A 5,259-nucleotide genomic window follows, 5' to 3' on the forward strand; every position below is an offset into this window, starting at 1 on the left:
CAACACCTGCCCGCCGTAAATTCGCCGATGCAATAGTGGAAGGTTGTTTAGTATCATCCCAAAACCTATGATGGTGCGAAAAAAACTAATAACAGTCACACCAATTATAATTCCAGGTTTCCCAAATTGCCCAAATTCAACCAAGGTATAATCATCCTGAGGGAAAAGGATTAGATATGCCTGTTAACGGAGTCATTGTATTTAATCATACGATTCAGCGGTATCTTAATCACCGGAGCCGGGAGGTACAGACGTATTAAAATTAAGTAATTTTTGCTGTGTAATTTTTAAAAAAATCCAATTCCAATAGTACCTGTTTAGGGCACCAGTAATATCTGATGTAATATCCGTTTGGGGCATCTATCACCCCAGTCCCTTCTGCTGTATTAACTTCCAATCTTTTCCTTTATGGCTTCTGGAAGTCCGGCAATGGAATCCAAAAGAGATGACACACCGTGTCAACAGTCGATGCCAAACGCTTAAGGATATTTGTTTGCTCGGCTATGGCCACTGCTTAATGTCACCTCTAAATCAGATATCGTCTTATTAAGTAAATCCGTATGACCAGCTATTATTACATCCGCATCCTCTAGCCACGTTTCTTTTGCCGTATTATCCAAGGATATATTATTGCCCAATATGGCTTCTCCGGTCTGCTCTGTAACACCTCTAGCACCTATAGTGATCGTGTATGGAGATGTACCGGATATAGATTCAAACTCAAAATAAAAGCCGCTGGCCCACCCTGTTTCATTGCTAGTGTGGGAATATAAATCATCAAAAACTTGACTACCGCTTCTATTGGAAACAGCAATATTAATTTTGCTCCCAGATGAATTTAACCAAGTACGGAAATAATAGTTTGCATTCGCTTGCAATGGGTCATTGCCACCGAAAAGAAACAATTTTTGGTAAGGGCCTTCTATTCCATCATCCGGATGATAAATATTTAGTATATATTGTTGAGTTTCTGTGACAGTAAACATTAAGTCCGCATGACCCAATCCTGCATGTCGTGTAAAAGTATCTTTTCACCTGGTTGGGCATTAATTGTATGAGTTTGACCGGAACTGAAATGAAACTCTACCGCTGTATCTTGGTTAGAAATTGCACCTGGCAAAACTCCATGGGAATAATCCCATAAAGCACCTGCTATATCTTTTGTTATAGTTAAAACGTTACCCACACCTACGTCTTTAATCTTTTCGGCTATGCCTAGAGTGCTATACCTACTCAAAAAATCGGTTGCCGTAGCATACATAGATTCTTCAGACGCAAATACAACACCCCCGGCAACTAACAATGTACCAGCAGCCGCTAAAATTTGAGGAGTTAAAACTAACAATGGATTTGCTCTAGCTTCTTTTACTGGAGAAGATAAGACCAAAATTAAAGCAAGCACTAGGGCAATAAATTTATTCTTCATACTCGCACCACCTTAAAAAATAAAGGGGCAGGGACGATCCCCACCCCTCTAGGGCTGGATGATTTTTAAAATGCTTTACTGGCTTTGCGCTGTAAATAGCCAATACCCTTTTTAATACCAAAGCCCAAAGCCCAAAGAGTAAGACCGACAGGAACAACGATAGCAATAAGAGCCAAGGACGTTGGGACTATATCACCAGCAAAACCAGATACAATAGCGGTGACTTCGGTTGTGAGTAAAGATGTACCTTCCATGTGGTTTTCCTCCTTTCCTAAATTCTAAACCTAATGTAACTTCGGACTGTGGCGAGTATTAACGCGACGGCCAAAGCCAATAGGCTATTACAAAGGCTACTATGATGCCCAGAATGACCAGGAACACATTAGCCATTGTATTCAGTTGGATGACCTGTTCTTCAAGCCTTGTAAAGGGCTTCCAAGGATTGTGACTCATAGTCCGGTCATGGTCAATCACCAAGGTCAATTTTTTCAAGTAACGACACATCGGCAAGGGTAAGAACTGGCCTGCCTTTAGCGTCGGGACGTTGACGAAAATCGGCTTCATAAAACGCCGGCAAATCAGTAAGTTTTGGCAGAACCCTAGGGATACAAGGAACTTTTAAGGGTAAAAGACCTTTAGAAGTGTCGGTATCTTCGCGCATCACTGGATCAAGGTAATGAACGTTTGCTCCCTGGAGACGCTCGCCGGTATCTTTATTAACGAAATCATAAGATTTCGCGGCAATTACTAAAACCTTCACTTTTCTCCACAACCTTTCTTAACTCAGATTTAAGATAAACCTCGCAATTCGTGCATTCGCCATTATTTTGGCAGATAATTTTATCATCAGAACACGGACACATAAGCATCATAATATCACCTACATGTAATACAGTTTGTCGCGCCGGCCGCGGAGCTGCCAGGTGATATTGTATTACGCGACCTTTTTAATCTCATCAGCAACCTTGTCAGCTATGTCGGCAACCCGCCTGGAATCACGAATACTGGGAGTGAAACCAAAAGGCACTTTGCCATACTCCTTAAGGATGACATCCGTCTCAATCCAGGAAACTCCAACGTCTAACAACTGTTTTCTGTGTCGGTAAAATGTAGCTTTAGGAAGGTGATTCCTAACAAATTGTTCCCCAAGGGTTGCTAATCTGTACCAAGTTCCCAACAATGCCCCAGCCGTAGCCGAAGAATAACTTGCATACAGTCGTTTCTCAACAGCTTGGGCAGTACGGCATACTTTTGCCTCTTCCACGCTATCCCTCAACAACTTGAAAACCTCCTTTTCATAAATATTGGACAGGTAATCCTGTGTAATTTCAGAGACTAAAGGCAGTTCGCCAAAATCATTCCGCAATTTCAACGATTTAATTTCCACCTCTACCCTCAAAATTTGATTAGCAAAATTCTGCAACTCGTTGAGCTTGTCCAATCCCAAATAGCGGTACAATCGCTTACGGTCATGTTTAGCAAACTCTACGCCTTTATGATAGGCTTTAACTGTCGTAGTTCTCCCGGGATGCATACAGGGCGGGACATAGCATATTTATTGACGGTCCGGCGGGGAAAGGTTCGCGAAGTTTACCCCGCGAAACCACTCTTTCAACGGCTTCAAAACCTCCCGAGATTAAAAACCCTCAGCTACATCTACCCTAAACACTCTCCATTCATCCCAGGGAAGGCAGAACAGGAGACCACACAGCATAGTTCTTTAAAGGATTGATTCAAAAAATTTATAAGCCATTTCACCGATGTTGAAAAATTCAAAGGGACCGCCAAAAACCATTATGACCAAGCATCGCCTTATGTACAGAACACTCAACCCTTATGTATGGTTCACACTTAACTTTCTTAGGGGTTTTAATTCCCTTTTCTCAACAAAGAGATTATGGTCAATCGTCCAGCGTTCTCTTTTAAACCTGGATACTGATTCGAGAATCCAAAAGAACCATCCAAAGAACCGTTCGTAAAGGGAATTAACCTAATTCGCCCGGTTTTAAAGCTGTATGGCCTGGGATTTTATGCAAAAATTCTCAATGAATCCTTCCATAGCGTAGCCAATTGGAGGTGACTCAATTACAACTGTATCTATCAAAAATTGACCTCCCCTCTTCTGAGAGAGTCTCACGTATGAGACTCTCGGACGGTGTTACTATACACCGTCCTTAAAAATCGTTATTTTCTAAATCGGGATTTCCATAGTCACAATAAGAATAAGGCTCATCTGTTTCTTCATCCCAAAGTATATATCTGTAATTACATTTGCTGGATAATTGCCACGATAACCAACATTCTTTGTCATCCCTAAATTCCATGAAACATCTCTGCTCAGCACAATCCATGGGTGACCTCCAAAATTATTTATTTACACAATGTAAAGAAAATCTTATACCTCCTCCCTCTTAAAAAAATCAGGCAGCAAACATTAATTTGACACTGTGTAAAATTATTAATATTTTTTTAGTGGTTAAGCACCAACTAAAAAAACAAGTCCCATATTCTAACATAATCAGACCCTAAACATGGGTTTTTTTACACAGTGTCTAGGAATAGATATTATGTAAAGCTGTCGGCATACCCATGGAGGGTATAATGCCTACCTCATTGAAAAGTTCTGTTAACAGATATTGATACCTGTACAGAGCCATAATTTATTAATGCGGTTCATGACTTTGCATGAGAAATGCCAATTTTTTTGCTAGTTCCCGGCTTGTATAACCTGCTCTATAAAGTTCCAGCAAATTCCTTTTCATCGATATCTTTTGGAGGTCGTGCCATCTTGAATCATTCCTTTCTGTACTTAATTATGTACAGCCTTACAGGAATATTCCAAAATAGGACCCAAAAATTATTAAATTAATTATATGATTTATTTGACGTTTTGTAAAGTAATTATGCTAGCACCTATAACCCAATTCAATTCAAACATCAAAATAGCATCCTGACCACGCTATATGCCTTATTTTATCGGACGATACCTAAATTCCATCCCCCTCTGGGGCGGTATTTCGGGCCCGAATGGATTTAAGTATGGAAATGTAATACAATCACCCTGCAGCGATGCCAGGCCGGTTCCGGATTTTGTATTACATCATCCTCCATATCCTCACTTCCATCTTTATCACACTCATGATAATTCTTTTCGGAAATTTTTTTTTAGGCATCCTCGGTAATTTCCCTAGGCATCTTCCCCGGGATGGTCACGGCTCCGGCGGTATTCCTGGTTCTTTTTCGGTGCCCCCGGCGTGCATGAAGGTGCCGGGGACTCTCACGCCCTCACCTCTCCGCTTCGCTAGGTCTTGCATGTCTCTATGAACAAAAAATATCGCTATGCGCGCTCACAACAAAATTTTAACCCTATGATTGAGGAACGTATAGGGGCACCAGAGGGAACGGGCATGGGGCCGGTGGGAGCAAACCCTCTCCACCCCATCAAGGACACCCAGGGAGCAATTTACTGCGCCGAAATGGGGGCCTGGTGCTCCAACATCTAAACATCTCGTCGGCTACAATTCGCTGACGCTCATTTTGCGGGGATTCTCCCCGATACCCCTGTAATACGAAAAGAGGCACCGGAGCTGCTGGGCCCCGGGAAATTTGTATTACAAAAATAAAACCCGGCCTGGGATCCCCGGGCCGGGTGTGTATTACATTTACAAAGCTTTAATTTTGCTAATTTCATCATCATGTCTGCTGACATCTCTGTTTAAATCCTTTACTGCTGCAAGAGTCTGCTTTTGCACAAAAGAAAATTCATCCAGCTTAGAAGAAACTCATCAGCAACCTTGTCAGCTATGTCGGCAACCCGCCTGGAATCACGAATA

7 protein-coding genes are annotated in these 5,259 nt (G+C 41.8%); 1 reads left to right on the forward strand and 6 read right to left on the reverse strand.

The window, feature by feature from the left end:
• Positions 1 to 479: 479 nt before the first annotated feature.
• The 6 genes from DESLBE_RS03145 to DESLBE_RS26480 form a co-directional block, all read right to left on the reverse strand.
• Positions 480 to 986, reverse strand: coding sequence for a hypothetical protein (locus tag DESLBE_RS03145; RefSeq protein ID WP_144675072.1), 507 nt, complete (start codon positions 984 to 986; stop codon positions 480 to 482).
• Positions 986 to 1,426 (reverse strand): hypothetical protein, encoded by a 441-nt coding sequence (locus DESLBE_RS03150; protein ID WP_144675075.1) that lies wholly within the window; start codon positions 1,424 to 1,426, stop codon positions 986 to 988. The genes DESLBE_RS03145 and DESLBE_RS03150 overlap by 1 nt, the downstream gene beginning before the upstream one ends.
• A gap of 65 nt (positions 1,427 to 1,491) precedes the next feature.
• Entirely contained in the window at positions 1,492 to 1,680 is a 189-nt protein-coding gene (locus DESLBE_RS03155) for a hypothetical protein (protein ID WP_144675077.1), read from the reverse strand.
• A gap of 212 nt (positions 1,681 to 1,892) precedes the next feature.
• A complete protein-coding gene (locus tag DESLBE_RS03165; RefSeq protein WP_144675081.1) occupies positions 1,893 to 2,186 on the reverse strand; it encodes a hypothetical protein in 294 nt (97 codons plus the stop codon).
• 174 nt (positions 2,187 to 2,360) lie between these two features.
• Positions 2,361 to 2,960, reverse strand: a complete 600-nt coding sequence (locus tag DESLBE_RS03170; protein ID WP_144675083.1) for a phage/plasmid replication protein, II/X family — start codon at positions 2,958 to 2,960, stop codon at positions 2,361 to 2,363.
• A 640-nt stretch (positions 2,961 to 3,600) separates the two neighbouring features.
• On the reverse strand, positions 3,601 to 3,777 hold the full coding sequence (locus DESLBE_RS26480) for a hypothetical protein (RefSeq protein ID WP_172625360.1): 177 nt from the start codon (positions 3,775 to 3,777) through the stop codon (positions 3,601 to 3,603).
• Between the two features lie 969 nt (positions 3,778 to 4,746).
• Here DESLBE_RS26480 and DESLBE_RS03175 point away from each other — a divergent pair.
• Complete coding sequence (locus DESLBE_RS03175) at positions 4,747 to 4,929, forward strand: hypothetical protein (protein ID WP_144675085.1); 183 nt, start codon at positions 4,747 to 4,749, stop codon at positions 4,927 to 4,929.
• The last annotated feature ends 330 nt before the right edge of the window (positions 4,930 to 5,259 follow it).

This window comes from Desulfitobacterium sp. LBE (assembly GCF_007830365.1).
Lineage (GTDB): Bacteria > Bacillota > Desulfitobacteriia > Desulfitobacteriales > Desulfitobacteriaceae > Desulfitobacterium > Desulfitobacterium hafniense.

Excerpts from the sequence above, each read along its gene's own strand:
- DESLBE_RS03145 (WP_144675072.1), bottom strand. The coding sequence starts at position 986 with ATGTTTACTGTCACAGAAACTCAACAATATATACTAAATATTTATCAT.
- DESLBE_RS03150 (WP_144675075.1), bottom strand. The coding sequence starts at position 1,426 with ATGAAGAATAAATTTATTGCCCTAGTGCTTGCTTTAATTTTGGTCTTA.
- DESLBE_RS03155 (WP_144675077.1), bottom strand. The coding sequence starts at position 1,680 with ATGGAAGGTACATCTTTACTCACAACCGAAGTCACCGCTATTGTATCT.
- DESLBE_RS03170 (WP_144675083.1), bottom strand. The coding sequence starts at position 2,960 with ATGCATCCCGGGAGAACTACGACAGTTAAAGCCTATCATAAAGGCGTA.
- DESLBE_RS26480 (WP_172625360.1), bottom strand. The coding sequence starts at position 3,777 with ATGGATTGTGCTGAGCAGAGATGTTTCATGGAATTTAGGGATGACAAA.
- DESLBE_RS03175 (WP_144675085.1), top strand. The coding sequence starts at position 4,747 with ATGAACAAAAAATATCGCTATGCGCGCTCACAACAAAATTTTAACCCT.